The sequence below is a fragment of the Cyanobacteria bacterium GSL.Bin1 genome, from assembly GCA_009909085.1.
GTDB lineage: Bacteria > Cyanobacteriota > Cyanobacteriia > Cyanobacteriales > Rubidibacteraceae > Halothece.
Genome location: JAAANX010000194.1, coordinates 22230 through 47206 on the forward strand (window position 1 = coordinate 22230; position 24977 = coordinate 47206).

Below are 24977 nucleotides of genomic sequence, written 5' to 3' on the forward strand. Positions count from 1 at the left end.
ATTAATTCTTATTATTAAGAAATTATTATTTAAGTATTTAGGGAAAGACACGACTTTAAAGGGATCAAATAAAGAAAAAACAGACTTGTGACAATCAAACAAGTGGACTAGGTATTCAAAAGGCAAAATGGATGAAACCCTCACATTATAAGACATTGAGCAATATTACTTCTCCTTAATGACAAGTCACTTAATATTGATCTTCTCTAGCAATTTGCTCTAAAATCAGAAATGTTAGAGGATCTAAATCCATATGGTCTAAAAATTTTGGTGTGAGGTTATGATGTCAAATATTAAGCTAACTCATTTATTCAAAGCTGCTCCCATCTTATTAGGTGCATCTTTTATTGCTGCCCAAGCGGGGCCCGTATTTGCTCAAAGTGCAGGCAATTCTGAACAAGAACTGTTACAGCAAATTGATGAATACAACAATCAAGGAAGCAATGATTCCTTGAACCAAGTTAATAGCGTTTTCCAGCTTCGTGATGTTTCCCCTGGAGATTGGGCATTTGAAGCACTCCGTAACTTGGTAGAACGCTACGGTTGTATCGCCGGTTATCCCGATGGGACTTATCGCGGCGATCGCGCACTCACTCGTTATGAATTTGCGGCTGGTTTAAACGCCTGTTTACAACAAATTGAGCGTCTCATCGCAGCGAACCAAGGCCAAGTCAGCGCCGAAGATTTAGCTGCCCTAGAACGCTTAATGCAAGAATTTGAAGCGGAACTGGCTACTCTGGGGACTCGCGTTGATAACCTAGAAGGTCGCGTCGGCTTCTTAGAAGATAATCAATTCTCCACAACCACCAAATTAAATGGTTCGGTGGTCTTTATGAACACGGTTGCCTTTGGCGATGACTTAAATCTTACTGTGGGTACAGGTGGAGTAGATTTAGAGAGTGAGGATGAGGTTGACAGCAACGTCAGCTTTCTCTACGATGCGGTTCTCGACTTTAATGCCAGCTTCACCGGTCGCGATGAATTAAAAGTGAGCTTCCAAGCTGCTGATTTTGGTTCCAACGGTGACTTTGTGGTTCAATCTACAGGTACTAATGATGCTGCTTTAGACAATTCAGAAAATACCGGTGGCAGTTTTGAACTCGAAGACTTAATCTATACCTTCCCCCTTGGTGACAAGGTTCAGATTGCCATTGGCGCCAACGATATGGATCCCGATGAAACCTTTGAGTATAACTTCGGTAGCGGCGGTGAAATTAATGACTTTACTCAAGATGATATCGCAACGCTTGATGGTACGATTGGCTTCGTAGATGAAGACGGGGCAGGTATTAGTACAAACATTGCCTTAACTGACCGACTCTCTTTTGGCGTTGGTTACACCGTTGACCCCGATGACTCGGCAACTGACTTTGAGGTCGGTCTGTTCCAAGACTATGTGGCAGCCGCTAACCTTAACTATGCTGGGGATAATTTTGACATTGGTGTGGGTTATACCCGCGGTCAAGATGGTACTAATATCGGTGACCTTGATGGTGATGGTGATATCGATAGTGCCGATATTACTCAAAACGCAGTTGGTGCTCGCGGTGCCATTCGTTTAGGATCTCGCACCGAAATTGGCGGGTGGGCAACTTACGTTGACTTAGACGCTGAAGCTAATGATATCGATGCTGACGTTGAAGCTGATGGTTGGAATTTTGGCGCTAATGTTGCCTTCTTTGATTTAGGAAAAGAAGGAAGTAAGCTCGGTCTGGCTTTTGCAAGTCCTACTTTCTTTAGTGACGTTGAGGGGGGTATCGGCGACATTCTTGCAGATGATGAAGAAGACCGCACTTACATTGGTGAAATTTCCTACGACTTCCCCCTAAGCGACAACATCTCCATTACCCCTGGTTTCTTCGCTGTCTTCAACCCTAACCGTGATGAAGATAACGATACCGTTTATGTCGGCGTTCTCCGCACTAGCTTCTCCTTCTAAACGCTAAACGAAGCTATTTCTAACAATACAAAAAGCCTCTCTCCAAACGGGGAGGGGTTTTTTTTACTCATCCTACTTCAAAAGGTCGTGGGATTTTATGCTGTCACTGGTTATGACTCTAGTACTCTGTCAACTTTGAAATGATGGATTGAGGTGGGACAAGGGGGACAAGATCAGCACACTCATCCCTCAAGACAAAATTGATCGCCCACTAGTCGAAGTTAGTCATTCGTACCAAAGACGAAGGACTAATGACCAAGGACAAAGGGACTAATTCTGATACAGTGAAGCACAGAAAAGACATACTAAGGAAATATAAAATCGTGTTTAGTCAAACTAAAATCCGTCAATGGGCAAAACTGGCTTGCTGTAGTTTTCTAATTTGCTTATTAAGTATCGGACTGATTAGTTGCGGCGGGAAAGAAACCGCTCAAACCGAAGAAGCGGAAGAGGTTCCCCCCCCAAAAGCAGTTCTCAGTGAAGTTGCCCCACCCGCCATTTTTGAAGAATTAAGACAAACCATTGATAACTATCAACCGCAAGTGTCGATTCTTAGCCCAACCAATGGGGAAGTGATTGAAGATACTCGCGTGAGTATCCAAGTTGATGTTAAAGATTATCCACTCTTTAAAAATGAAGAATTGGGCATGGGACCCCATCTTCATGTCATTTTAGATAACCAACCCTATCGTGCCGTCTATACGGCTGAAGAACCGATTGTCTTTGAAGATCTTACTCCCGGAACCCATACCATTCGGATGTTTGCCTCTCGCCCATGGCATGAAAGTTTTAAAAATGAAGGGGCATACGCGCAAGTAACCTTTCACTTATTTACAGAAACTGGAGACAATGCACCTGATCCAGAGGAACCTTTATTAACCTATAGTCGCCCAAAAGGTACTTATGGTGCAGAACCGATTTTATTGGATTATTATCTCACTAATGCTCCGATCCGGCTCGGTGAAGAAGATGGTGCTGCCATTAACCCGGCTGCACAAAGAGACTGGCGAGTCCGCGCTACGATCAACGGCGAAAGCTTTATTATGGATAACTGGCTGCCGATTTACTTGGAAGGGTTTCAAGTCGGACAAAACTGGATTAAGCTCGAACTCCTTGATGGGGATGGCAATCGGATTGATAACGCTTTTAATACGGCGGCGAGACTGTTTACTTATCAACCCCAGGGAGAAGATACCCTTTCTAAATTAGTCCGGGGAGAATTAACCGCAGCAGAAGCCCGCGTGATTGTTGATGCTGAGTATCAAGTTCCTGAACCAGAGGTTGAGGAAGAAGAAGTTACACCAGAAGAAACCACTCCCGAAGAGGAAGCCCCAGCTGAAGCCGAAGAAGAAACGCCCAGTGAAGCGGTAACGGAAGAACAAGCACCGGAAACGCCTGTCGAAGGAACCACTCCTGAAACTGAAGCGGAAGAAGAAATGACAGGAGAGGAAACTCCCATTGAACCGGAAGTGGAAGAGGAAGCCCCCAGTGAACCCGAAGCAGTAACCGAAGAACAAGCACCGGAAACCCCGGCTGAAGAAACGGCTAGCGAAGCGGAAGAGGAAGCCCCTAGTGAACCCGAAGCAGTAACCGAAGAACAAGTACCGGAAACGCCTGCTGAAGAAACTACTCCTGAACCCCAAACTGAAGAGGAAATGACAGGAGAGGAAATTCCGACTGAACCGGAAGCCGAAGAGGAAGCCCCTAGTGAACCCGAAGCAGTAACCGAAGAACAAGCACCGGAAACCCCGGCTGAAGAAACTACTCCTGAAGCTGTCACGGAAGAGGAAACTCCGAGTGAACCGGAAACAGTAATGGAAGAGAACCAAACAGAATCAGAAACCTCTTCTCAGCCCTCCTCTGTTGAAGAACCGGAAACAGTCACTGAATCTGAAGAAGAAATGAAAGACGATCGCGCTGTCACTGAAGAAACCGAAGCAGCAGAAACCCCGTCTGACGAAACAGTTGTTGAACACAAGAAAACCATCGGACAGTAATCATCCTCACAGGGTGACAATCAGCTGGAAAATCAGACCGGGATTGGGTGCTAGGGAACCTTGGCGTTACTGAATCCCTAACCCCGATTCCCTATCCCCGAAAACTTTCTTGAACCCCTCTCCTCCTCTCCACCATCAATCTGTAGTCACGATTTCCCCCTTTCGCTTTAGGAACTTCATTGTGTCAGGAAAACCTACCTCTCATCGTTCACTAGCCAATATTGCTGGTATTGTCGCGATCGCGACACTGATTAGTAAAATTTTTGGTTTAGTGCGAGAACAAGTCATTGCTGCTGCATTTGGCGTTGGTCCAGTGGTCAATGCCTATGCCTATGCTTATATTATTCCGGGGTTTTTATTAATTCTGTTAGGAGGCATTAATGGGCCCTTTCACAGTGCCTTGGTCAGTGTTTTATCCCGGCGCGATAAATCAGAAGCCGCCCCTTTAGTAGAAACCGTCACCACTTTAGTCAGTGGGATTTTACTGTTCGTCGCTATTGTGTTGGTGGTATTTGCTCCCTTTTTAATTGATTTAGTTGCCCCAGGGCTAACGGGAACTCCGAATGGAGACGCTGTCCGTTCCATTGCGATTCAGCAACTGCAAATTATGGCACCGATGGCCGTTTTAGCGGGACTCATTGGCATTGGTTTTGGCACCCTCAATGCGTCCGATCAATACTGGCTACCGGGGATTAGCCCGCTTTTTTCCAGCTTAGCTGTCATTGCCGGTTTAGGAGGGTTAGCGCTGTTTTTAGGCAATGATTTACTCAACCCTGAGTACGCGCGATTAGGGGGCATGGTTTTAGCCGGAGGAACCTTACTTGGGGCTGTTTTACAGTGGTTAATTCAACTCTATGCCCAAGCGCGATCGGGCTTAGGAAAATTTAGGCTGCGTTTTCAGTTTTCCCATCCGGGCGTCAGAGAGGTGTTAAGCGTGATGGCACCGGCAACGCTTTCTTCGGGGATGCTCCATATTAATGTTTATACCGACTTATTTTTTGCGTCTTATATTAATAATGCAGCTGCCGCAATGAAATATGCGAATCTCATTGCTTTAACCCCATTAGGCATTATTTCTAACATGATTTTAGTGCCAATGTTACCAGTTTTTTCACGGTTAGCTGCTCCAGAAAATTGGGGGGAATTAAAAACAAGAATCCGTCAAGGATTATTACTATCTGCTTTAACCATGCTTCCCCTCACGGCTATTTTAATGACCCTTGCTTTTCCGGTTGTACGCTTTATTTATCAACGCTATGCTTTCGATAACACGGCATTAGAAGTGGTTGCTCCCGTTTTAGTTGCCTATGGCTTAGGAATGTTTTTTTATTTAGGAAGAGATGTTTTGGTGCGGGTTTTTTATGCCCTGGGTGATGGACAAACCCCATTCCGAATTAGTATTTTTAATATTTTGCTGAATGTCATCTTGGACTATTTATTCGTTAATCTCTTCCAAACTCCCGGCTTAATTCTTGCCACAATTGGTGTCAATATTACTTCGATGGGAATTATGTTATGGGCGCTCAACCAGAGATTAAATGGACTCCCTTTATTGCAGTGGGGAAAAATTCTTTCCATTTTGATTGGGGCAACTCTCTTAGCAGGAATGGGAAGTTGGGGAAGCAGTCAGATTTGGCAACAATGGCTGGGACATGGCAATCTTTTGTTAGAAATGGGACAAATCATCCTTCCTTCAACCATTGCCTTAATCATCTTTTTTAGCATCGCCAGTTTGTTACGCTTACCCGAACTAACCCTTCTCACCACTCGTCTTAAAAACAAGCTTAGGAAATAATCAAAATCGAGCTGGAGCAAGCCAATCGAGTGCGATGGCAGGTAGGATAAGATAGAAAGGCAAGGCTTTGATCGGACTGGGGATCGTTAATTTCTAAGGAGAAAGAAAGCGTTTGTCCTAATTATTTTCAACTCAGGCGCATTGATCATATCAATTGCCCTTTTATTGGCGGCGTAGCTAAGTAACAACTCAAGGAATGATTAGACAGGTTTATCAATGTTCTTAGCGCAAGAAAAAAGTCAGAAGTTAGCAGTGATGTTGGCAATGGTGAGTGCAATTACGCCACTCTCTGGGCTGCATAAATTTTATTTGGGACAACCCTGGTGGGGATTAACTTATTTATTGCTGTCGGTGATCTTGACCCCGCCAATGACAGAAATGGGGATTTTGTCTTTTTTTGGACTCGCGCAAGTTGCCAGTTTGCTAGAAGGAATTTGGTATTTTATGCAGTCAGAAGATCGTTTTCAGCAACGTTTCAATCAGCATGTGGCTTCCTCATTCAGAAGCGATGGTCAGCAAAATTTCTCTCCCAACCTAGTCGAGGAAACGGCTAATGCCATTCAACGATTAGATCAGTTACGAGAAGAAGGGCTACTCTCAGAGTATGAATTTGAAAAGCAGCGTCGTCAACTCGTGAATCGGATTAATAAGTAAGCTATGATATCGCTCAATCCGCGTTTTTTGTGGTTACGAAGCAAAATTAAAAACGATCCGTATTATCGGTTTCAGTCTTTGGAAGAAATCGCGATCGCGGCACAACTCAACATTAAAATTGAAGTCAATTCAGCAATGGTGGATGATTGGTTACGTCTTCCTGGGTTTTCCATTCGTCAAGCGCAAACCCTCACTGCATTAACCGCCAGTGGCGTGCAATTCTACGCCATTGAAGATCTTGCAGCTGCTTTAAATCTTCCTGTGCAACGGCTGCAACCTTTTGCACCCATCCTCAGTTTTACCTTTGCTGATCCCGAAAGTCTCCTCACCCCCACACGGGTTAATATTAATATGGCAACTGCTGAGGAGCTAGCAACGCTCCCTTTCTTTGATCAAGCCTTAGCCGAAAAAGTGGTTGTTAATCGCCTCAATCATGGTAGTTATCGTAATGTAGCGGATTTTCATCAGCGCCTAGGTTTAGAAGCACAGTTAACCTCGCAGCTAATGCATTATCTGCGGTTCTGAATGCTTACATCATTTGCATCGATTTAGCCCGCACCGCTTGCTGATACAAGGATTCTAACTCCGTAATGTTGCAGTTGAGCGTATATCGATCAAGCACTCTCGCTCGCGCTTTCTCCCCTAATACTTTTGTTAACTCGGGGTGATCTTGTAGCAACGGCAACAACGTTTTCAGTTGCGGGGTCACCCGATTCGTACTTAAAACCACACCAGCCCCTTCTTCTAAAACCTCGCCATCAGCCCCCGCATCAGTGGCAACACAAGCAATGCCGCACGCCATCCCTTCCAATAACGATAACGATAATCCTTCAACTAGAGAGGGCAGAATAAATACATCCGCCGCTCTCAAAATTTCAATGCGTTTTTCTTCATCAGCAACAAAGCCGAGCCAAATAACGCCGTGACGTTTATTATAAAACGGTTTCAGAGAACTCACTAGCGGTCCGTCACCCACAATTACCAATTTCGATTCATTGCCCAAACGACAGTATTTCCAAGCCCGGAGCAAAGATTCAACATTTTTTTCGGCAGAGACGCGCCCCTGATAGATAAATAAACGTTCTGCCCCAAAATGAGCCTTAAAATCTGATTCTCCCGGGGAATACTTGTTTTCATCAACCCCATTGGGAATCACAGCTAATTTTTCTTCGGGAACCCCTAAGCGCATTAATAAATCCCGTTGAATGCGAGAAAAAATAATTACCCCATCATAATGAGCTAAAAAAGGGGCGTAGAGTTGATAAGTAAGGAATTGCGTGCTGGATTTGAGATTGCGCAGTTTGCTATCAAAAGGGGGGTGAAACGTCGCGACAAGAGGAAGATTCAGCTCTTTGCAAATTTCTGGGAGGCGGAAGTCGAGGGGAGAAAGCGTAAGAGAAGCATGGACGAGATCGGGTTTCAAATCTTGCAGCGATCGCCGCAGCATATTCGTTGAGCCTAAAGTGGGAATGGTGTACACCTGAGATTTATAAATAAAGGGTAAAAGAACCTCCTGACAGTGGGGCCAATTATCGGATGTCTTTTCCTCTTGGGCAAAATGGAAAAAACTAACCTCGTACCCCCGTTCTAGCAAGGCATGAGTAATATTGCGACTGTAGGTGACATTCCCACAAAATGGTGATTTTTTTCCCAACCAGGCGATGTGCATGCAACTAAAAACTCAACAATGAATAACGGGCAGTGGACAGTGATCAAAAAGTGGGCTGCAAGATTATCCAGCCAATGTTGATCAGTGACCACTCGCCAAGAGGAAGAAAACGTTTGAGAAAACGCCTCGACCAATAACCACTTGTTAATGGTTACTGGTCTTCTCCTGAGAAATATACCAAGTTAAGAGTCCTCCTGCGATCGCGATTCCGGCTAAACTCAATAAAACCGTTTCTAAACCAAAGATGGTTTCGGCAACACTCGCTAGCGCTAAGGGTAAACTCAAAGCAATATTAACAGCATTATTCTGCAAGCCAAAAACTTTTCCCCGTTTGTTTTCAGGAGTTTCTTCTTGAATGGTCGTTTGCATGGGAATCCCAACTAAAGAAGCGAAAAAGCCCAAGAGTGCGGTCATAATAAACGCCGCAGTGACATCGCCGGTAAAAAAGGCTAAGCCAGCTAAAGCGCTTGCCATACCAAATGAGCCCCATAAGCCCAATTGCGCCCTAGAGAGGGCTTGTCCCCAATTACCAAGGAATGCAGCGCCAATTGCCATGCCCACCCCGGCTGCTGCTAAAATAAAGCCGAATTGATCTGATTCTAAGTTAGGTAGGGTTTCGGCTAAGCGCACTGCTAATACGGCTAACGCGGCAAACACACAGAACAAAATAATTAATTGCACCATGGCATTGCGAACGCGATGATTTTGGCGTAAGTATTGCACGCCATCCCAGATATCTTGAAAAACATGGGGTCGTTCGTCGTTCGTGTGAATGGTTTCTTTCGGATTCAGGGGAATGAGAAGCAGTCCCGCGATCGCGTAACCGGCACCGACAACAATCTCTTTACTAAAATCCCAAGTCAGTCCTAGCCAGTGGGCAAAGGTTTCCGTCAACTGTAATAAGGGTTCTCCCACCGCAAAACCAATAATCACGGAAGCCATCATCGTGGTCGTATAAAGGGAGTTAGCTGGCAGGAGATTTTTACGCTGAACTAATAAGGGAATTGCCGTTTGTTCTGCTGGGGCAAAAAACTGGGTCAGGGTCGAAACTAAGAAAGTAACGATTAACAGTCCCCAGAAACCGACGGGTAAATTAAACCAGGGGGACAGATCTTCAGTTAAATACAGTAGCGCTGGTACCGACCAGACCAGAAGCCCTCGCACGAGGTTTGTTCCCACTAAAACCCCTTTTTTCGACCAGCGATCAACATAGACGCCAGCTAGGGAACCAAACAGAACGGCTGGAATGGTAAAGGCAATCATAATCGCCGATACCCAACCGCTAATCGTCTGGTCAGCCCGTTGGAAGTGACTGGCAATAAGACTAATCATCAACACCAGATAAACCTTATCCGCCAGTTGGGAAAAGATTTGCCCACTCCAGAGGGTTAAAAAGCGGTAATTTTTGAGGACGGGAAGAAAGCCCTGTGTATTTTCTTCAGCAGGGGTTTGAGCATTAATATCGGTGGTTTGTGTTGTCGAATTCGTTTGTTCTTGTTCGGATAGTTTCATTAAACTTGTTCTGGGTTATTTCGTTATTCGTTCATTGTTGTTATGTGGAATTGGATTAGGTTTCCCCCTGAGGTCAGGAAGCTAAGAGAATGACAAATAAGAAACTGCTTTGTTGGCAACGTCAAAAGGTTTCATTAGTAATTGTTCATTGTGAATTGTTCATTGTTAAGGGTGTCCACCAAACTGGCAGATCGGATGGAACGGTGAAAATGATATTCTGTATAGTTTCGTAACAATTTTTCAATCGTTTTTAAATGAGCGATTTCTGCGGAGAAACCCGAGGGAAGGGTGGATTGTGATAAGTGTTGTAATACTTTTAATTCTCCACTACCAAGGAGATCATTAACCGGTTCTTCCCGCTGCAAGACAATGCCCCCAGCTTGGTAGCTAAAGCCAACTTGCCAATGAGGGTTGTTCTCTTCTATATTGAGTGGACGTTGACTCAGACAACAGTGATGAACTTGAGGGGCAATACCAGCTAAAGATAAAAGATGAAAAATTCCTTGGTTCAGTAGGGGGAAGAGGGTTTCGGGAAACGCATCTGCCGAAACCGCACACTGTTCAATGCGATGTAAATGTTCTTGTAAAAGGGTAAATAGTTCATTTTGCGGTTGATCGCTCAGAGCAAAACAAAGAACAATTTCAGCAAGATACTGACTAATGGCAAGTTTACCCAAATGCTGACTCAGCTTCGGGTAAGTACACACCGTTTCCGCTTGGGTGAGGCGATAGAGGGAAGAACGTCCTTTCACCAGGAATAATTGGTTGACGACAAATAATTCGCTCCGTCCCCGCAACCGAGACTGATACTTACGCGCTCCTCCCGCAACGGCTCGAATCAGACCGTATTCTGCGGTCAAAATCGTCAGCAGTCGATCGCGCTCGCCAAAGGGCATTCCTTTTAGGTTGATGCCTGTTGCTTGATAAGTTTTACTCATGCTTGGCTTGTAAGACACCAACTCTCACCATAGCAGGGAATGCCTAAGTGTCCGCATCCTCTCTATAACTGATTTTCTCTTGTTGCTGGATCAGTTGTAAACCGCGAGAGGTGCCTAAACGATTCGCACCCGCATCAATGAGCGCGATCGCGTTTTCTAGCGTCCGAATCCCCCCTGAAGCTTTAATTCCCACTTGCCCGCGCGTAATCTCCCGAATCAATTCGACATCGGCCACTGTTGCGCCCCCAAACCAACCGGTATTGGTTTTGATAAAGGTTACCCCAGCATCTAAACAGACTTCGACGGCTAATTGCTTTTCTTGCTGGGTTAACAACCCGGTTTCAATAATTGCTTTGATGACGACACCGGTTTCTTCACAGATTTCGGCAATTTCTCGATTCACCCGCTCGGGCGATCCCCCTTTCAACCATCCCAAATTAATCACCACATCCAGTTCCGTTGCGCCATTTTCTACGGCTTCTGCGGCTTCGTAGCATTTAGTCGCAGTTGTGGTTGCGCCGGTGGGAAAGCCAATCACGGTACACACTTGTGGGGCTTTGCCATGTAGGAATTCTGTTGCGTCTCGTACCGCACTGGGATAAACACAAACCGTTGGAAAATTATGCTGCCACGCTTCGTTACAACACCGCTTCACCTCCTCGGTTGTTGCCGCCGGGTTTAGCAGTGCATGATCAATCATGCGGGCAATATCAAGATCGTGATCCATAACAATTTTTTAGCCTCGAGAGATCTTCTCCATTTTTTCGGCTTTTTGGTGAGCGGCTTCCGCTTGCAGCTCTTCCACTACATCCCAAGCGACCGCACATTCTGGTGAAGTTCTCCCTTTAATTTCACAAGTTTGACGGGCTTTCGCGATCGCGTTTTCAATTTCTTCTGCTAATATTTTCTCCTTCGGCTTTTCCACAAAGTCGCTTTTTCTCAGAATATCGGATGTTGAAATCAAGCCTAACAATTCTTCTTGAATGACTGGCGCATGATGGATGTTAACTTGGCTAAATAATCGGGCAACATATTCCACTCCTAAGTCGGGATTCACCACAACACAAGGTTTAGTCATAATTTCATAGACTCTCACCTCCTGGGGATCTTTCCCGTAAGCTGTCACCTGCTTCACGATATCCGTCTCCGTAATGATGCCATAGGCATCCCCCTCCCGACGGCGATCCACAATCAAGCAGCGAATCTTCTTCTCTTTCATTAGGGCTACGGCTGCGGCAATGGTTGCTGACCCTTTAATTTTGACCACCTCTTCGGTCATAATGTCTTTTGCTTTCATCATCATGAGATGCACTCTCCTCAGTAATTCTGGCAAGTAATATCGTGCTCACTTTACCATTTTTTAGTTCCTTTTTTTAGTTTTTGGAACTAGGAATAATCAACAGCGATTTTTGGTTAATTTTAATGCCGTTCCTTCTGGGTTCCACTCTACTTGGTCAAAGATATGATACAAAAGACACAAGCCGCGACCATTTTCTGAGTTTTCATCCGGCAGGAAACTATAGGGATCTTCTTGACAACCACATTGAGGAACAAAGCCAGCCCCATTATCACTAATCAACCAAGTACAAGAGGTTGTCATAATGGCATACTGGACAATGACCGTTTTGCCTGGATCGAGTTGATTCCCGTGTTTCGCTGCATTGACTAACGCTTCTTGCAATCCTAACCGAATTTCTGCTTGCCAATCTTGGGGAACTTTTGCCACCAGGAGGTCTAAAATAGGACAGAGATAGAGAGTTGAGGCAAAACTGACAGTCCCCCAGTTGCATTTTGTTGGACGGGGTGATAATGCAATCACACGCTATTACCTCACTTTTTTTAAACCATTAATGAAGGGATTAATTAGGAAGAATTAAGTAAAAAATTCTGCTTCAGCTGATAAAAGCTGATAGATTTTTTATTGGAATTTTCTCTTTTATTATATCAGAATTTTGACAAGGGTAAAACCCCTCTATTGCTTTGGGGGATTTCCCCGTTGTAAAAAAACGGCACATTCGACATGAGCAGTTTGAGGAAAGAAGTCTGCCGGTTGGACAAGGGTGAGGGTGTAGCCAGCGCTAGTTAGTTCCTTTAAGTCGCGGGCGAGGGTTGCCGGACGACAACTGAGATACACCAGTCGTGGCGGTTGAATGGTACTGAGTGTTTCTAAAACCGCGCGATCGCAGCCTTTTCGGGGCGGATCCAGGAAAACTAAATCGGGAGTAATTTCTAATTGGGGGAGAATTGTCTCCACTTTTCCGACATGAAACGTTACATTCTCAATTTGATTGCGCTGGGCATTGCGTTCTCCTTGCGCGATCGCGCTGGCTTGGGCTTCAATGCCAATCACGGCTTTGGCTTGACGGGCAAAAGGCAGGGTAAAGGTACCGACGCCACAATAAGCATCAACAATCGTTTCGGTACCAGTGAGAGCGAATTTATCTAAAATGAGAGAACAGAGGGCTTCAGCAGTTTCTGTATTGACTTGAAAAAAGGTATTAGGACTCAAAAAGAAGGTTAATCCAGCAAATTCCTCTTCAATTTCTCCTTTGCCAGCAAGGCAGCGGGTTTCTTTGCCAAAAATAATGTTATTCCGTTGCGAATTTTGATTGAGACAAACGCCCACTAACTCCGGATACTGATGCAACCAAGTTTGGGCTTGTTTTTCAATCCCTTCTAAATTCCAGTCGGTCGTAATGAGGGTTAATAAGACTTGTCCGGTTCTGCGACCGATTCTCAGGGCTAAATGGCGCAGTTTCCCGGTTCCTCTCTCTTCGTTATAAATGCCCCACCCTTGTTCTTGAATATCTTGCTTAATTTGGGCTAAAAAAGGGTCTAAGCGGGAATCTTGCACCGGACATTGGTTGAGATTAACCAGTTTATGGGATCCTTTGCGGTAATATCCAGCTTGGACGTTTCCTTGTGCTGAACGTTGTAGGGGATAGGTAACTTTGTTCCGATAATTGAGACGACTGGAACTGCTTAAAATGGGAGCGATGGGTGGATCTGGAAAGCCTCCAATCCGTTGGAGGGCGTCTAAAATAACCTGTTGTTTGGCTTGCTGCTGATAAGCTAAATCAATATGTTGCCACTGACAGCCGCCACACTTATCCGCCACAATGCAGTGCGGGCGAATGCGATGGGGAGAGGGCGTGAGTAATTTTTGCACTTGACCGTAGGCGTATTGAGGTTTCACCCGAACGAGACGAACTAAGACGCGGTCTCCAGTCACCGTATCAGGAACAAAGACAACCCGCCCTTGCCAACGTCCAACCCCATCAGCGCGATCGCTGAGATCGGTAATTTCAACTTCAAGTAAACTGCCCTGTTGCCATTGTTTTGGATTGGTCATCATTAAACCCAAACGCTAGATTGCGCCAATAGGGGATCAAGGGGGTGGTTGTGTTCATCCACAAAGACAATTTGCGGGTGATGATGTTGAATTTCTTCGGGAGTGAGTAAACCGTAGGTGAGGATAATCAAACGATCACCAATTTCTGCATAACGGGCAGCGGCCCCATTCAGTTCAATTCTACCGGAATTGGCTTCCAGCGCGATCGCGTAGGTTGTTAATCGCGCACCGGTGGTAATATTGAGCACCTGAACTTGTTCGTGAGGTTCAATTCCCGCTGCATCTAATAACCCTTGATCAATGCCGATACTCCCCATATAGTTCAAGTTACTATCGGTGACTCGACAATTATGAATTTTTCCCAGAAGAAACGTCCGCTGCATAGGGAAAGCTCTTACCTCAATTACGCTCAGTCTTTTATTTTATATTGATCCTAACTTGTTTTGCTATTGGGTCATGACAGTGGTTTGCTTACGACTCTCCTGCAAGGAATCAAAAAACGCTATAACAAATGACGAATGACCAATGACGAACGACGAAGCAATATGACTCAACAATGGAAGAATTTACTCACTCATCTTGGGACTTGGGAGGGATCATTTACCCGTCTGTCTCCCCAAGGTGAAATCATCGAAGATACGCCTAGTCTCGTTGCTTTAGAAGGGTTAAACGAACAGCAAACGGTGCGGCAAACCATTGAAAAATTCTCAGCATTGGGGGGAGAACCCACCTCTCAGCAGACAATGGAGTATCAAAGTCTCAACCGCAACACCCTGGTTTTTGAAAATGGGGCGTTTTCTGTGGGATCTAGCCAGTTTTCCCCCTTTAGCGAATTTGGGGCAGAATTAGGCTTTTTAGACCAAGACCGTCGTTTGCGACTGGTTCCCCTCTATGACAAACAAAGCCAACTCAGCACGATCACTTTAATTCGAGAACATCGTCAAGGCGTAACCATCGAACCTTCTCCACATTTAAAGGTTGAGCAACTTCTCGGAGAGTGGCACGGGGAAGCCATCACCTTATATCCTGATTTAAGACCGAGAGAAACTTACAGAACGCAACTTCGCATTACCCAACAAGGCAATCGCTTACAGCAAACCCTAAAAACAGAACAGTGGGAATTCACTTCCTCGGCAACGATAACTGATCACGGTTTACTATTTACCGAAGGAGCGCAAACCAGACAAGTATTATTCTTACCTGGCGGGGCATCCTGTACAACCCCTCTGAAGCTGGAAAATCGCCAGCCTTTTTTCTTGGAAGCGGGATGGTTAGTCGATGCCAACCACCGTCAACGTTTGCTGCGTCGCTACGATGAACGAGGCACTTGGGTGAGTTTAACCTTGATTGTGGAAACAAAAAGCAATTAGCGGTTGAGATCGGGGAAAAGGGCAAACCGGTATTAATTATCGATCTTGCTGCCATCGCTAAGATGATGGAAGAAAAGCTAACAAAACTTGAAGTGATATGTCTGAATCCACCTCTTCTGAAACACCAGAACAAGAACAACAAGAAAACCGATCTGGAAAAACCCGCCAAATGTTAGGGATGAAAGGGGCGGCTACCGGAGAAACCTCCGTTTGGAAAATTCGCCTGCAACTGATGAAACCCATTACCTGGATTCCCCTGATTTGGGGTGTGGTTTGTGGGGCGGCTTCCTCTGGGAATTTCCATTGGCAAGTGGAAGACTTGGTCAAGGTTGTTACTTGTATGTTGCTTTCTGGTCCTTTGATGACCGGTTATACCCAAACCCTGAACGATTTTTATGATCGTGAGATTGATGCGATTAATGAACCCTATCGTCCGATTCCCTCGGGGGCAATTTCGGTTCCGCAGGTTGTCACGCAAATTCTGGTCCTTTTAGGGGCAGGGATCGCGATCGCGTTTGCCTTAGATCAATGGGGTGGAAATGCTTATCCCAAAATTACCATCATTACCCTCATTGGGACCTTTCTCGCCTTCATTTACTCGGCACCGCCCTTAAAACTGAAGCAAAATGGTTGGTTAGGCAACTATGCCCTTGGCGCCAGTTATATCGCGTTACCCTGGTGGGCGGGACATTCGCTTTTTGGCGATTTAAACTGGACGATTATTATTCTCACCCTCATCTACAGTATGGCGGGTCTTGGCATTGCCGTGGTGAATGATTTCAAGAGTGTTGAAGGCGATCGCGCTTTGGGGTTAAAGTCGCTTCCTGTCATGTTTGGTGTAGGAGGTGCAGCGTGGATTAGTGTTTTGATGATTGATCTGTTCCAAGTCGGAATTGCCGGTTACCTGATGAGCATTCACGAAAATCTCTATGCCACCATTTTAATCTTGCTGGTCATTCCCCAAATTACCTTCCAAGATATGTATTTTCTACGCTCCCCCTTAGAAAATGATGTCAAATATCAAGCAAGTGCCCAACCCTTTCTAGTTCTTGGTATGTTAGTCACTGGCTTAGCACTGGGACACTCGGGAATTTAGTTTTTTTTATGGCAAGGGGTTTATCCCCCCTTGTCTTATAACCGGACGTGTTTGATATCTTTTCGAGGATCTTCTTTCCGGTTGGCGCGAATTTTCTCGTACAACTCCCGTTCAGTCTGACTAATATTTTTAGGAATGGTAATATTCACTCGGACCAATAAATCGCCCCGTTCTCCTTTCGGTTTGGTCCAGCCTTTTCCCCGTAGTCTAAGCGATTGTCCCGAACGAATTCCAGCCGGCACTTTCATCGAAACTTTTCCATCAGGGGTTGGCACTTCAATCTCTCCCCCGAGAACCGCTTCATCTGGGGTAATCGGTACTTCACAAATCAGGTGGTCATCTTCAAAGCGGAAAAAGGAATGGGGTTGGAGTTCAACATTGAGGTACAAATCCCCTCTGGGTTGACCGTAGGGACTGGCTTTTCCTTTCCCAGGAACGCGAATGCGACTTCCTGGTTTTGCGCCACCGGGAATACGAACATTAATCACTTCATTGCCGACACTCAAGCGTTTTTGCACACCGCGGAATGCTTCACTAAAAGTGAGGCGAATCGTTGCTTCGGTATCGGCGCCGACGCTGGTGCTGCCCCCAAAACCACTGCCAAAGTCAGTGAAGCCAGTACCACCGGGTGAAGTTTGATATTTGTAGCGTGTCCGTCCACCGCCGGAGGTGTTAAAGCGTCCGAGAAGTTCATCAATAAATTCTTCAAAACTACCATACTGGCTAAAGTCAAAGCCACCCATATCTGTCCCAAAGCCAGTGGTACGAGTGCGAGTGCCACCACCCCGTTGTTGGAATTGATCCGCCTGTTGCCAATACTGACCAAATTGATCGTATTTTTTGCGATTTTCCGGATCAGATAGCACTTCGTAGGCTTCGTTCACTTCTTTGAAACGATTTTCCGCTTCTTTATCATCTGGATTCCGATCCGGGTGATATTTCAGGGCGAGTTTACGATAGGCTTTTTTAATGTCGCTATCGCTAGCGTTTTTGCTGACGCCTAAGATGGAATAATAGTCCTTGAAATCAGTTTTTGCCATAAGCTCCTCTCTCCTCAGCGTGACGACTGGCCGTTAAATTCTAAGATAGTGATTAAAGATAAAGCACGTATTGTCTCACGTATAGCGTAGCAAAGTCGCAACGGGAGGGAAGTTCGGTTTTTGCTATCGGGTCAATTGGCAATTCCCGCCTCAGATTACACTCCCAATCCTGGTAGTCCTGTAATGGTTCACCCCAGAGGAAACAGAAACCTTATTTACCGAAGCCAAACCAGTGGCAGACTATCCTCCACAACGGAAACGAGATACGCTGACTCGGAGTCATTGTATCGATTAGAGACGTTAACGCCTAGTTTAGAATAGTTTGCGCGCGATCGCGCGGCAGCGATTGCAGAGTCTCCTACTCTCCCCCTCATGATTCATTCCCTTGCCAAGCCGGATGATTCATTAAGGAGGCAAACTCACGGACTCCTCGCAACTGGTTAGAGAGGGGAAGATGTCCTAAGGGTGCGCTGAGATCCCAGATAAACTCATTGGGGTAGCGTGTCCAAAGATTTCCTTTTTTCCAACCAATTTTTGTCCAGAGTTTCGGGAAGTCTTGTCCAAGAGAAAGCCAAATTTTACGCTGTACAGAAAAGCCAAATTTCCCTTGGGAGTGAACATACCACAACTGATCCATGGTTTTTAAGTCAGTACTGGGAAAGTTCTCCACTTCAGTAAAATAAATCCATTTCCGTTGCATCGCTTGTTCACCAGCTAACTCGCAGCGTTTGGTTAACGTTAGTCGATCGGCTTCCTGAAAATCTCGTTGGGCTAATGCGACTTGTAAGGGTGAGTAGTCAATATTACGCTCACTATTGAGGGGAACCACCCCTTTCGGGAACTTCTCTTGTAAAAATGCTTCTGTTTTGGGTAACTGAGCCCCATACAACTCAAGATATGCTTCTCCCACAGCAGGGGTAAGATTGGTCCCTTCTTTTTCTAAAAAGGTCATTAAAACCTCTAAACCAACTTCTCCTGCATTTGCCAGTTCTGAGATAATAGGAAGTTGTTTTTTCCCCGGTTGGGAAAATAGCTTTTCTTGCAACTCAGGAATTTGATTGGTAGAGGGGGAATTCAGGTTATCCATTTGAGCTTTACGAAGACGACTAGCCATCATCCATCATAATCGTCTGAAGGCAATTTCCTCACATCGGCTCGTGCAAATCGTTCAATTCCCGCTAAGTCTTTGTGGATCGTAATGGGGTGATAATAACCGTTCTTCTCCAGTAATTCCTTGACGGTATCGGCTTGTCTTGCTTCCATTTCAATGAGCCAGAGACCCCCGTCAAGGAGAAATTGCGGGGCAGTTTGAATTAAGTGACGAATTGCTACTAACCCATCTTCTCCTCCATTGAGAGCGGCCATTGGTTCGTGCTGTCTCACTTCCGGTTGCAGTTCCCCTAAGGTGGCAGTCGGAATGTAGGGAGGATTGGATACCATGACACTGATTTCACCTTGTAGGTGTTGGAGGGGAGAAAACCAAGATCCTTGATAGAATTCAATTTGATTTGTCAGCCCTAAAAGGTAAGCATTTTCTTTGGCAATGGCTAAGGCTTCTGGGCTGCTATCAACGGCGTGAATTTTCGCCTCCGGTAGGGCTTTGGCTAAAGCAAGCGCGATCGCGCCACTGCCCGTTCCTAAATCCACCCAATGTCCAGTATAAAACTGATCGCGTCCATACTCGAGTGCCAGTTCGACTATCATTTCCGTTTCCGGTCGCGGAATCAGCACTGCCGGCGAGACTTTCAAGGTTAAATCTCGCCAAGGCGTTTCCCCGACGAGATATTGAACCGGAACTCGGTCTTGAAGCCGTTTTTCCCAGAGTTGTTTTAATTGTGAAAATGGAACCCGCAGGGCAATTTCGAGATCAGTTTTATAGCTTTCTAAGCGTAAACTGAGGGGGCTTAACCCTGCGATGCTCTGTAATAACCAATCCACTTCTTGGGGAGGAATCCCTCGCGCGATCGCGGCTTGGCAACTTTCTTCTCGCCAAAAAGCTAACTCTTGACCAGAAACCATAGGCTGTTGCTAGATTTATTCTGCCGGTTGGGGACTTTGCTCAGGTGCTGCTTGTTGGGGCGCTTGCTCTGAGACAGTCTGCAAAAACTCTAAAGACTCTTGAGACGGGACTAAAACGACTTGTTTGAGTTGTTCATCATTTTTCTCTTCTAAAGTCTGGAGCATACTCTGCAAGGTCACCACATCAATTTGCACAGATTGGGCTTGCTCAGGTTGGCTTTGCTTAAATTGCTCAACCATTTCCTGAAGTTGGCTCTTTTCAAAGAACATCGGAATAATTTGCTGACCTTCTCGTTCGACCATTAAATACCCTTCATTTTCACCCCCACGGGCAATAAATAGTGGTACGCCTGAGAACTCTTGTACTTCTTGACCCTGTTCTTGCAGTAAAGAAAGAGCAGACTCTACTTCCTTTTCCATGGGAACATAAGCAAAATCAATACCATCTTCTTTACTTTCATTTTCCTGATCCAGTTGGTAGACTCTGCCTAAAGAAAGCGCAACCACTTGCACTTGTTGTCCTAATTCCGGATTCTCTTTCTTCAAACGACCCACAAATTCTTGGGCATCCTGCTGACTAATAAAAACTCCAGCGACACGGCTATCATTTTCACCCGAAGCCACAAGAGGTGACCCATTTTCATTGGCGACCGTAAATACAGGAACTTGCTGAAGTTTTTGAATAATTTGAGCTTGCGGTAGCGCCAGAGTGCCAGGTGTCAGGCCCAAAAATACGCTAAGCATGGCACCGCTACATAAGCCGAGACGAATTCCCCAATTTTTTAAAAATTTCATTACAGTTCCAACCTATTTGATTACAAGTGCTATCTTACATTCTGACGAAGTCATTTTACTTTGTGTATGGTATTTCGTGATACTTTTTTAATTGTCACTTAAAACTGTCTTATTCCCCATTTTTTATTGATCTCATCTCTTTCTATTCCTACTAATTATTTCTGCGATTGAGTTAAGCTTGGCAAATCATTTTCACTCCTCCGGAAGGAACAATTGTAATTCCCCTGCGCACTGGTTTAACCGGAGCTTGAGGGGCGAGCTTTAAAGATAGATTAGCAAAAATAGTACCGAAAATTAATTTCATTTCGTACAAAGAAAATGCAGCGCCAATACAAGCACGATTTCCTCCACCAAAAGGGCAATATTGATAGGGACTAAATTGATGATTTAAAAATCGCTCTGGTTGGAAGGAGTGGGACTGGGGAAAAGTGACTTCATGATGATGAGCTAAGTAGATACAAGGGACTAAAATCGTTTCCGGTGAAAATGACTGATGATGAAGTTGAATTGTTTCCTGAACGATTCTCGGCTGAGCAATTAAAGCAATGGGATAGAGTCTTAATGTTTCTTTACAAACTGCATCTAAATAGGGCAATTCTAGTAAAGTTTGCGGAGAAGGAGAAGAGCCTAAAGATTGCATTTCTGTATTTAATTGGTTCCATATTTCTGGTAAGGAATATACCCAATAAAACATCCAAGCCAGAGCAGAGGCTGTTGTTTCATGACCTAAAAAAAGCAGTGTAATCAACTGATCGCGCAACTCTGAATCACTCATTCCATTACCCCCTTCATCCTTAGCGGATAATAATAAACTTAAAATATCAGTTTTTTGTGAATAGTCTTGTTGGCGACGTTCTTTAATTTCTTCATAAATTAAAGTATCGATTGCACGTTGTTTACGAACAAAGTGACCCCAAGGACTATATTTCCCTAAGTCAATTTGTAAGGGAGGAAAGAAAAATAAACTGGAATAGAGAGGATTAGTAATGGCTTCTAGCAGTTCCGTAATTAATTGCTCAAGTTGGCGCGATCGCGCATCCGATTTAATGCCAAAAACCACACGCAAAATAACTTTTAATGTAATTTTAGCCGTTAAATTCCGGCTGGAAAAAGGCTGATTTTTCGGAAGTGTGGATAACAATTCTTCGGTTAATTCACAAATCACATCCTGATAGAAGTGCATCCGCTTACCATGTAGGGGCGGCATTAATAACTTACGCTGTCGCAAATGCTCTTCTCCATCCAACATAATGAGGGATTGATTGCCAGTAAAAGGGCGAAAAACATGAGTGATTTTTCCCAACTGAAATTGTTCTGGAGGGGCTGTGAAAATTGTTTCGATGGCTTGCGGGTCACCGACAAAAAATATATTAGGGGACTGATTCCCTAAAATTCTTGCGGAAAAGATATCTCCATAGCGATGTTGATATTTCTGAAAAAAGCGAATTGGGTTAGCAATCAGTTCTAAGGTTTGCAATAGCGGAGGGGTTTCTAAACCAGGAATTGTCTGCTTCATAAATGTTGAATAATGGAAATTCGACAAGATGTCTTTTGACAAATCTAAGAAAAATCACTTATGTTCTTATAGCACTGATCGTCGAGAAAAAAAAAGAAATGCGACTCTCCCTCAAAAAACAAAAATTATTTAATATTGGCGTGGCTCCCCATGATGGTATCTTCTGTATTGGGATCTCTCCTCATGGGTTAATCTCCATTGGGGCAGTTCCTCACGGTTTAATCTCCATTGGTTTAATCCCCATGGGTCTATTTTCGGTTGGATTAGTGTCCATGGGAATTCTATCCATTGGTCAAATCACCATGGGTTTAGTCAGCGTGGGACAAAAAAATATGACGATTATTGAGCTGAATGTGGGTGAAGTTTCTTCACAAAAGCAATTAGAGCCTGAGGGAATGGAAGGTCACAATCATTAATGAGGGTCTAAAACCATTTTGATCACACCGGTGGTTGCAACAGTAACCCCTCGTCGAACCAGTTTGACAGCAATCTTACTCGGTGAACCGAACCCCATTCTTAAACGTTGTAATTTGTTTTTTAGGAACGAATGGTTTCTAACTGGCGCTGACGAGGAATTGGATACTCCATAAAATCATACGCCAAGCAAGTATTGGGAAAAATCGCTTGTGCTTCTTCGAGTAAGTGATTGAGTTGCAATGGATTCCCTGGGGCATAGCGCGGACTAAAATGGGTCATAATCAGTTGTTGGACTTGCGCTTCCAAGGCAACTTGTGCTGCCATGGTTGAGGTAGAGTGCAGTCGTTCAAATGCCAGGTCTGAATCTTGATGAGCAAAAGTTGCCTCGTGAATCAAAACATCGGCATTTTGAGCCAGTTCCACCGCATTTTCAGTAAAGACAGTATCTGTGCAATAGACAAATTTGCGACCGGGTTCATCCGGATCACAGAGATCTTTTCCCGAAACCCGACGACCATTGGGTAGAGTAATAGTTTCTCCCTGTTTGAGACGACCGTAAATCGGACCGGGTGGAATGCCAAGGGCTTTCGCTTTTTCAACATTAAACCGCCCCGGACGATCTTTTTCCGTCACCGCATAACCAAAGGCGGGAATACGATGTTTGAGAGGATTGCAAGTGACAGTGAATTGTTCATTTTCTAGCACAACACCCGGTTGCACGCCATGAACTTGCACCCGACTGGCGAAATGGGTATGGGAATAGTGAGTACAGGCTTTGAGATAGTCTTTGAGTTCAGGAGGACCATAAATATCAATTTGGCCTTTGCTTCCGGCTAACCCCGTGCTAGCGAGGAATCCCGGCAAACCGAAAGTATGATCGCCGTGCATGTGGGTAATAAAAATCCGGCGAATTTGAGAAGATTTGAGATCGCTGCGCATGAGTTGGTGTTGCGTCCCTTCCCCACAATCAAAGAGCCAGATTTCTGATTTTTGCGGAAGACGAAGGGCAACGCTAGAGACATTGCGCGATCGCGTTGGGACACCGGAACTGGTTCCTAAAAAAGTAATTTCCACTGCTTTCGTTATTCGTTACTTGTTCTTCATGTTTTAGACAACAGACAATAGCGATTTCTTCCTTTTGCCTGATTAGCCTCGACCTCAGATCAATCTAGCTAAATTAAAGATTGACCGCGGCTGGGCGGTCACCGGAGCTTTAGTGAGGACAGGCGCCTTCGGTTTAGGAAGGCGTAATCTTTGACCCCACTGACCGTTACATTCCAATCCCCAGTTTACCGGCTAAGCCTGGACTGAGAGGAATCAAGGTAGCTAACATCAAAAATAATGCTAACAATCCTAATGCGGCTCTAGCATCATCCGGTTCGGTTAACTCATTCAGACTGGGACGTTCGAGACTACGTTGTAAAAATAAAATTAAAATGCCCCAATAGAGAGGAATCGGGTTACTAGGATTGGTAATTGCAACAATGCCCAAAACAATTAAAGTGGCAACCGTTGTCCGGCGAGCTGTTTTCCGTCCATAAATCGCTTGCACAATTCTTCCGCCATCCAGTTGACCGGCTGGCATTAAATTGAGAGCTGTAATGACCAGTCCTAACCAACCAATAACGGTTAGCGGGTGGACATCCACCACTGATTCTTGTAATTGCGACCCTAAAACAACTTTTGCCAAAGAACCGACTAAAATTGACCCTTGAAAAAATTGAGTGGGAACTTGAAATAAACTGCCTGGTTGCGACAAAATCAAACCGGCCATTAGCATTAATAACGAGACCAGTCCCCCCACTGCTGGACCGGCTAAGGCAAACTCAAATAAAACGCTGCGGGAGGGGAGTAAAGACTCAATGCGAGTAATTGCCCCAAAGGAGCCAATTTGTAAACTGGGAATAAAAAAGGGTAAGCTCAAACAAATGCCATACCGCTGAGCGATAATCCGATGACCGACTTCGTGAGCCCCCAAAATAATCGCCAGTCCGAGCGCAAAGGGGACTGCTTCTTGAAAGCGCTCCCAATTATTAAATAAATCAAATCCCAATAATAAACTAAAGGCTTCCACACTGGTCACTGCAGTCGCCACCATTAAGACAACGGCTAAGATCTGCTGGCTGACGGTACTCGGTTGCGGATCGTTTGTACTGGGTAAAACAATGACTACCGGTTTATTTTCCGGACCTTCCACCAAAAAGAGACGATACTTTTCCCCTAAGGCTGTGTGCAGCTTCTGGGACAGTTCTTGATAGACTTGTTCGGGGTCGGCTCGTAAGTTGCCTTTAAAGATTGCACCATCTTGATAGGGAATGGTTTCTGTACTGAAAAACGTATCAATACCAAATAAACTTTGAATGGTTTTTAAGTCTTCCTCGGGAATGGGGGGTTTCTTTGCCCCTGATGTAGCTTCCTCTTCTGAATTCTCTTGCGGTTCTTGGTCTGGATTGTCTTGGGCTGAGGATTGTTGTTCCCGTAAGCGTTCATTGGCTTGTTGACGCAGCATCACATCTTGACCTGCAGAGCGCAAACGACTCCCCAAATAAATATAAATTCCGGTAGAAGTTAATAACAACAACAACACTCCCACCAAGTTGAGATAAATTCCTGCTGCAAATAATCCGAAAAATAGCAACCACGGTGCCATGAGGACAACGGACTGTAACCAAGATAGGATACCAATTTTGCCATAAGGTCGAGCCCGGTTGAATCCCCAAACTAGGATTGCAACGGCAATGAGGATAATTGCACTAGTGGCGAGAGTTTCTGAGTTATTAAACATTATTCGTTACTGGCGATTTGTTACTTGTGAGTCGTTATTGTGTTGCCCCATCCACAGTATGGAGTTACAAGTAACCAATTATC

Annotated in this window: 22 protein-coding genes and 1 pseudogene; 8 read left to right on the forward strand and 15 right to left on the reverse strand. The window is 44.9% G+C overall.

The window, feature by feature from the left end:
• The first annotated feature begins 283 nt into the window (after window positions 1–283).
• From GVY04_22365 to GVY04_22385, 5 genes and pseudogenes are all read left to right on the forward strand, one after another.
• Entirely contained in the window at window positions 284–1939 is a 1656-nt protein-coding gene (locus GVY04_22365; protein ID NBD18772.1) for an iron uptake porin, read from the forward strand.
• A 323-nt stretch (window positions 1940–2262) separates the two neighbouring features.
• Window positions 2263–3651: pseudogene (locus tag GVY04_22370) on the forward strand (hypothetical protein).
• 466 nt (window positions 3652–4117) lie between these two features.
• A complete protein-coding gene (murJ, locus tag GVY04_22375; GenBank protein NBD18773.1) occupies window positions 4118–5731 on the forward strand; it encodes a murein biosynthesis integral membrane protein MurJ in 1614 nt (537 codons plus the stop codon).
• Between the two features lie 216 nt (window positions 5732–5947).
• Entirely contained in the window at window positions 5948–6385 is a 438-nt protein-coding gene (locus GVY04_22380) for an NINE protein (protein NBD18774.1), read from the forward strand.
• Between the two features lie 3 nt (window positions 6386–6388).
• The gene (locus tag GVY04_22385) at window positions 6389–6910 is read left to right on the forward strand and encodes a ComEA family DNA-binding protein (protein ID NBD18775.1); all 522 of its coding nucleotides are present in this window, start codon (window positions 6389–6391) and stop codon (window positions 6908–6910) included.
• Between the two features lie 4 nt (window positions 6911–6914).
• On the opposite strand, the gene GVY04_22390 is transcribed toward GVY04_22385, so the two are convergent.
• The 8 genes from GVY04_22390 to GVY04_22425 form a co-directional block, all read right to left on the reverse strand.
• Complete coding sequence (locus GVY04_22390; protein ID NBD18776.1) at window positions 6915–8054, reverse strand: glycosyltransferase; 1140 nt, start codon at window positions 8052–8054, stop codon at window positions 6915–6917.
• Window positions 8055–8198: 144 nt separating this feature from the next.
• Window positions 8199–9566 carry an MFS transporter gene (locus GVY04_22395; GenBank protein NBD18777.1) on the reverse strand — a complete coding sequence of 456 codons (1368 nt, stop codon included), beginning with the start codon at window positions 9564–9566 and terminating at the stop codon, window positions 8199–8201.
• Window positions 9567–9700: 134 nt separating this feature from the next.
• Entirely contained in the window at window positions 9701–10504 is an 804-nt protein-coding gene (recO, locus tag GVY04_22400; GenBank protein ID NBD18778.1) for a DNA repair protein RecO, read from the reverse strand.
• A 43-nt stretch (window positions 10505–10547) separates the two neighbouring features.
• Window positions 10548–11231: a deoxyribose-phosphate aldolase gene (deoC, locus tag GVY04_22405; protein NBD18779.1), complete on the reverse strand. Its 684-nt coding sequence runs from the start codon at window positions 11229–11231 to the stop codon at window positions 10548–10550.
• A gap of 9 nt (window positions 11232–11240) precedes the next feature.
• Window positions 11241–11807, reverse strand: coding sequence for a CBS domain-containing protein (locus GVY04_22410; protein NBD18780.1), 567 nt, complete (start codon window positions 11805–11807; stop codon window positions 11241–11243).
• Between the two features lie 93 nt (window positions 11808–11900).
• A complete protein-coding gene (locus tag GVY04_22415; GenBank protein ID NBD18781.1) occupies window positions 11901–12323 on the reverse strand; it encodes an ATP-binding protein in 423 nt (140 codons plus the stop codon).
• Between the two features lie 153 nt (window positions 12324–12476).
• Window positions 12477–13856 (reverse strand): 23S rRNA (uracil(1939)-C(5))-methyltransferase RlmD, encoded by a 1380-nt coding sequence (gene rlmD / locus GVY04_22420; protein ID NBD18782.1) that lies wholly within the window; start codon window positions 13854–13856, stop codon window positions 12477–12479.
• Between the two features lie 2 nt (window positions 13857–13858).
• A complete protein-coding gene (locus GVY04_22425; protein NBD18783.1) occupies window positions 13859–14239 on the reverse strand; it encodes an aspartate 1-decarboxylase in 381 nt (126 codons plus the stop codon).
• A gap of 162 nt (window positions 14240–14401) precedes the next feature.
• On the opposite strand from GVY04_22425, the gene GVY04_22430 reads away from it, so the two are divergent.
• Together GVY04_22430 and chlG are read left to right on the forward strand one after the other, a co-directional pair.
• A complete protein-coding gene (locus GVY04_22430) occupies window positions 14402–15226 on the forward strand; it encodes a DUF3598 family protein (GenBank protein NBD18784.1) in 825 nt (274 codons plus the stop codon).
• 97 nt (window positions 15227–15323) lie between these two features.
• The gene (gene chlG / locus GVY04_22435; GenBank protein NBD18785.1) at window positions 15324–16322 is read left to right on the forward strand and encodes a chlorophyll synthase ChlG; all 999 of its coding nucleotides are present in this window, start codon (window positions 15324–15326) and stop codon (window positions 16320–16322) included.
• 35 nt (window positions 16323–16357) lie between these two features.
• Here the strand turns inward: chlG and GVY04_22440 are convergent, their stop codons facing one another.
• The 5 genes from GVY04_22440 to GVY04_22460 form a co-directional block, all read right to left on the reverse strand.
• Window positions 16358–17362, reverse strand: a complete 1005-nt coding sequence (locus GVY04_22440; protein NBD18786.1) for a DnaJ domain-containing protein — start codon at window positions 17360–17362, stop codon at window positions 16358–16360.
• 370 nt (window positions 17363–17732) lie between these two features.
• The gene (locus tag GVY04_22445) at window positions 17733–18476 is read right to left on the reverse strand and encodes a hypothetical protein (protein ID NBD18787.1); all 744 of its coding nucleotides are present in this window, start codon (window positions 18474–18476) and stop codon (window positions 17733–17735) included.
• A complete protein-coding gene (prmC, locus tag GVY04_22450) occupies window positions 18476–19381 on the reverse strand; it encodes a peptide chain release factor N(5)-glutamine methyltransferase (protein NBD18788.1) in 906 nt (301 codons plus the stop codon). Before prmC ends, GVY04_22445 begins: the two co-directional genes overlap by 1 nt.
• Window positions 19382–19396: 15 nt before the next feature.
• Entirely contained in the window at window positions 19397–20176 is a 780-nt protein-coding gene (locus GVY04_22455; protein ID NBD18789.1) for a hypothetical protein, read from the reverse strand.
• A 172-nt stretch (window positions 20177–20348) separates the two neighbouring features.
• On the reverse strand, window positions 20349–21692 hold the full coding sequence (locus tag GVY04_22460; GenBank protein ID NBD18790.1) for a cytochrome P450: 1344 nt from the start codon (window positions 21690–21692) through the stop codon (window positions 20349–20351).
• A gap of 98 nt (window positions 21693–21790) precedes the next feature.
• Between GVY04_22460 and GVY04_22465 the strand changes: the two genes are divergently transcribed.
• On the forward strand, window positions 21791–22108 hold the full coding sequence (locus tag GVY04_22465) for a hypothetical protein (protein ID NBD18791.1): 318 nt from the start codon (window positions 21791–21793) through the stop codon (window positions 22106–22108).
• A 121-nt stretch (window positions 22109–22229) separates the two neighbouring features.
• Here the strand turns inward: GVY04_22465 and GVY04_22470 are convergent, their stop codons facing one another.
• Both GVY04_22470 and GVY04_22475 read right to left on the reverse strand, forming a co-directional pair.
• Window positions 22230–23183 carry a ribonuclease Z gene (locus GVY04_22470; protein ID NBD18792.1) on the reverse strand — a complete coding sequence of 318 codons (954 nt, stop codon included), beginning with the start codon at window positions 23181–23183 and terminating at the stop codon, window positions 22230–22232.
• 196 nt (window positions 23184–23379) lie between these two features.
• Entirely contained in the window at window positions 23380–24894 is a 1515-nt protein-coding gene (locus GVY04_22475) for a site-2 protease family protein (protein NBD18793.1), read from the reverse strand.
• Between the last annotated feature and the right edge of the window lie 83 nt (window positions 24895–24977).

Bases quoted from the DNA above. Each gene is read 5' to 3' on its own strand.
- GVY04_22365 (NBD18772.1), top strand. From the start codon at position 284: ATGTCAAATATTAAGCTAACTCATTTATTCAAAGCTGCTCCCATCTTA.
- GVY04_22380 (NBD18774.1), top strand. From the start codon at position 5,948: ATGTTCTTAGCGCAAGAAAAAAGTCAGAAGTTAGCAGTGATGTTGGCA.
- GVY04_22385 (NBD18775.1), top strand. From the start codon at position 6,389: ATGATATCGCTCAATCCGCGTTTTTTGTGGTTACGAAGCAAAATTAAA.
- GVY04_22390 (NBD18776.1), bottom strand. From the start codon at position 8,054: ATGCACATCGCCTGGTTGGGAAAAAAATCACCATTTTGTGGGAATGTC.
- GVY04_22395 (NBD18777.1), bottom strand. From the start codon at position 9,566: ATGAAACTATCCGAACAAGAACAAACGAATTCGACAACACAAACCACC.
- recO (NBD18778.1), bottom strand. From the start codon at position 10,504: ATGAGTAAAACTTATCAAGCAACAGGCATCAACCTAAAAGGAATGCCC.
- deoC (NBD18779.1), bottom strand. From the start codon at position 11,231: ATGGATCACGATCTTGATATTGCCCGCATGATTGATCATGCACTGCTA.
- GVY04_22410 (NBD18780.1), bottom strand. From the start codon at position 11,807: ATGATGATGAAAGCAAAAGACATTATGACCGAAGAGGTGGTCAAAATT.
- rlmD (NBD18782.1), bottom strand. From the start codon at position 13,856: ATGACCAATCCAAAACAATGGCAACAGGGCAGTTTACTTGAAGTTGAA.
- GVY04_22425 (NBD18783.1), bottom strand. From the start codon at position 14,239: ATGCAGCGGACGTTTCTTCTGGGAAAAATTCATAATTGTCGAGTCACC.
- GVY04_22430 (NBD18784.1), top strand. From the start codon at position 14,402: ATGACTCAACAATGGAAGAATTTACTCACTCATCTTGGGACTTGGGAG.
- chlG (NBD18785.1), top strand. From the start codon at position 15,324: ATGTCTGAATCCACCTCTTCTGAAACACCAGAACAAGAACAACAAGAA.
- GVY04_22440 (NBD18786.1), bottom strand. From the start codon at position 17,362: ATGGCAAAAACTGATTTCAAGGACTATTATTCCATCTTAGGCGTCAGC.
- GVY04_22445 (NBD18787.1), bottom strand. From the start codon at position 18,476: ATGGCTAGTCGTCTTCGTAAAGCTCAAATGGATAACCTGAATTCCCCC.
- prmC (NBD18788.1), bottom strand. From the start codon at position 19,381: ATGGTTTCTGGTCAAGAGTTAGCTTTTTGGCGAGAAGAAAGTTGCCAA.
- GVY04_22455 (NBD18789.1), bottom strand. From the start codon at position 20,176: ATGAAATTTTTAAAAAATTGGGGAATTCGTCTCGGCTTATGTAGCGGT.
- GVY04_22460 (NBD18790.1), bottom strand. From the start codon at position 21,692: ATGAAGCAGACAATTCCTGGTTTAGAAACCCCTCCGCTATTGCAAACC.
- GVY04_22465 (NBD18791.1), top strand. From the start codon at position 21,791: ATGCGACTCTCCCTCAAAAAACAAAAATTATTTAATATTGGCGTGGCT.
- GVY04_22475 (NBD18793.1), bottom strand. From the start codon at position 24,894: ATGTTTAATAACTCAGAAACTCTCGCCACTAGTGCAATTATCCTCATT.